The organism is Prosthecobacter sp., assembly GCF_044373815.1.
In the GTDB taxonomy this organism is placed as follows: domain Bacteria; phylum Verrucomicrobiota; class Verrucomicrobiia; order Verrucomicrobiales; family Verrucomicrobiaceae; genus Prosthecobacter.
In genome coordinates, this window is sequence record NZ_JBIPNG010000669.1 from 1 (window position 1) to 2,800 (window position 2,800).

The window sequence follows — 2,800 nt, forward strand, 5'->3', positions numbered from 1 at the left end:
CGTGATCGCATAAAAGCTCTCTTTGATCTGCGGAAACTTGTGTCTCTCCACCAACTCCCCGCTCTCCAGCTCGTCCTTCACCACCACCGGCGGCACCAGCGTCACCCCGTGCGTCTCACGCGCCATAAGTCGCAGCATCGCCATGTCATCCACCTCTGCCGCGATGATGGGCCGTATCCCTGTCTGATCCATCAGCACATCAAACGCCGTGCGGATGCTGCTCTCCAGACTCGGCAGCACGATCGGCACCGTTTGCAGATCCTCGGGAAAACGAAAAGGCTTCATCCCCCGCTTCTTGTGCCCCACCAGGCTCACCGCCTGCTCATCCAGCAGATGGCTGTGCCAGCCCGTCTCCGCATCACGCCGCACCGGTGTGTTGGAGAGCACCACATCCAGCGTGTGCGTCTGCAACTGCGCCAGCAGCTCGCGCAGACTGCCCGAGTGAATGATCAGCTCCACATCATCCCGTGGAATCAGCGGGCGCAAAAAGCTCAGCTGAAAGTTCCGCGACAAGTTCGATGCCGCCCCCACCCGCAACAGTCCACGACTCCGCCCCGCGCGATTCTTCAGCAGGTCCGTCAGCTCCTCACCGCTGCGAAAGATGGCCTGCGCATACTCCAGCGCGATGCGCCCCTCCTCCGTCAAAACCAGCGCCTTGTGCTTCCGCTCAAACAGCGGCTGGCCAAGGCTTTCCTCCAGGCTGCGCAGCTGCACACTGAGCGCCGACTGCGAGAGCTTCAAATGCTTCGCCGCCTTCGTCAGGCTGCCCTCCATGGCGATGGCGCGGAAGTAGCGGAGGTGGTGGTAGTTCAAAAAGGCCATGACCTCACATATAGCAAAACGAACGTTCAATGCCAATTCTTGAATTGGAACGAATCATTTCTCTGCCGGATGAAAGCAGGCTCATGGACCTACTCACCGCGATTCAATCCAACCTTCTCAGCCCCGCCATCCTCTTCTTCGTGCTCGGAATCTTTGCGGCGGTTTCAAAAAGCGACCTCAAATTCCCCGAGGCCCTCTACTCGACCCTGACGATCTACCTGCTGACAGCCATCGGCTTCAAAGGCGGCGTCGCAGTGCATCAGGCGGGCATCGGCGCGGTGTGGCTGCCTGCGCTGGCCGCCATGCTGCTGGGCGCACTGATCCCGCTGTGGACCTATCCCGTCCTGCGGAAGGCGGGGAAATTCAGCGTCGCAGACGCCGGAGCCATCGCCGCACACTATGGCAGCGTGAGCGCGGTGACGTTCATCGCGGCGACGAATTTCCTCAAGAGCATCCACCAGCCCTATGAGAGCTATGCCTCCGCCTTCCTCGCAATCATGGAGTCACCGGCCATCATCGTGGGCGTCATGCTTGGCAAAGGGGCCCTCGGCGGAAAACTCTCCCTGCGGGATGCAGGCCTGCGCCATGCGCTGCGGGATGCCGTGCTCGGCAAAGGCGTGCTGCTGCTGGTGGGCTCACTCATCATCGGCGCACTCAGTGGTCCCAGCGGCATGACCATGGTGGAGGGCTTCTTCGTCACCCCCTTCCAGGGAGTCCTGGCCCTCTTCCTTCTGGAGATGGGCATGGTCGCCGGACGCAGGCTGGGAGACCTCAAAAAAGCAGGCCTCTTCCTCGTGATTTTTGGCATCACCGCCCCGCTCCTGCACGGCACCGTGGGCGTGCTCCTGGGCCTCTGGGCCGGGCTCAGCATCGGCGGCTGCACCCTCCTCGGTGTGCTGGCGGCCAGCGCCTCCTACATCGCCGCACCGGCGGCGGTTCGCCTCTCGCTGCCAGAGGCAAATCCCACCTACTCGCTCACCGGAGCTCTCGCCATCACCTTCCCCTTCAACATCACCTTGGGCGTGCCGCTCTTCTTCGAAATCGCCAAACGCCTCCACTCCTAACTCCCAACTTCAACACCCCATCAACCATGAACCTTCATCCCATGAAACGCGTCACCATCATCTGCGAATCCATCCTCGAAGATCGGGTGGTCGAACTCCTCCACGAGACCGGAGCCCAAGGCCACACAGCCTTTGCAGTGCGCGGCGACGGCCACCAGGGCGAGCGCTGCGCGGACATCACCGAGACCGCCAATGTGCAGATCGACGTGATCCTGAAGCCCGCGCTCGCCGAGGCCCTGCTCCAGCGCCTGCAGACCGAGCTCTTCGCCGACTACGCCATGGTGGCCTACGAGATCGATGTCCGCGTGCTCCGCCCGGACAAGTTCTAGCACCACGCCCCCCCCTGCCTCTTTCCCCTTGGACCATGCTCCGCTGAAATAACCCGCCCCATACAACCATATAGCACCACATCCTAATAGATGAATCCATTCTACAAAAACACGATCTATCCGCTCACCCTGATCAGCGCCGCCGCGATCCTCGCCGCATGCATGCGCAATGAAGAACCACCCGCAGACAGCCACGTGACCACGGCCGAGGAGCAGGCGCACCTCACGCCAGATGAGGTCCTGCGGCAGTTCAAGGAGGGCAACGCCAGGTTTCACAGCGGGCATCTGACGCTGCGGAACCACAGCGAGCAGGTGCGCAAATCCGCCCCCGGCCAGTTTCCCAAGGCTTTCGTGCTCAGTTGCGTGGACAGCCGCGTCCCGGTGGAGGACGTCTTTGACCAGGGCATCGGCGATGTCTTCGTGGGCCGTGTGGCTGGAAACTTCGTGAACGAAGATCTGCTCGGCAGCATGGAGTTTGCCTGCAAGGTGGCCGGTGCCAAGCTCCTCCTGGTCATGGCCCACCAGCACTGCGGCGCGATCCGGGGCGCCATCGATGACGTGAAGCTCGGAAACCTCACCTCCCTG

Annotated in this window: 4 protein-coding genes; 3 read left to right on the top strand and 1 reads right to left on the bottom strand. The window is 62.0% G+C overall.

The window, feature by feature from the left end; genetic code table 11:
* Nucleotides 1-822: LysR family transcriptional regulator (locus ACIREA_RS30020; protein ID WP_397385996.1), on the bottom strand; the 822-nt coding region annotated here is incomplete at its 3' end.
* Between the two features lie 83 nt (nucleotides 823-905).
* On the opposite strand from ACIREA_RS30020, the gene ACIREA_RS30025 reads away from it, so the two are divergent.
* The 3 genes from ACIREA_RS30025 to ACIREA_RS30035 all read left to right on the top strand — a co-directional run.
* Complete coding sequence (locus tag ACIREA_RS30025; RefSeq protein ID WP_397385997.1) at nucleotides 906-1,886, top strand: sodium-dependent bicarbonate transport family permease; 981 nt, start codon at nucleotides 906-908, stop codon at nucleotides 1,884-1,886.
* A 26-nt stretch (nucleotides 1,887-1,912) separates the two neighbouring features.
* A complete protein-coding gene (locus ACIREA_RS30030; protein ID WP_397385998.1) occupies nucleotides 1,913-2,215 on the top strand; it encodes a P-II family nitrogen regulator in 303 nt (100 codons plus the stop codon).
* Nucleotides 2,216-2,377: 162 nt separating this feature from the next.
* Nucleotides 2,378-2,800 (top strand): carbonic anhydrase (locus tag ACIREA_RS30035; RefSeq protein WP_397385999.1); only part of this gene is annotated, 423 nt, incomplete at its 3' end.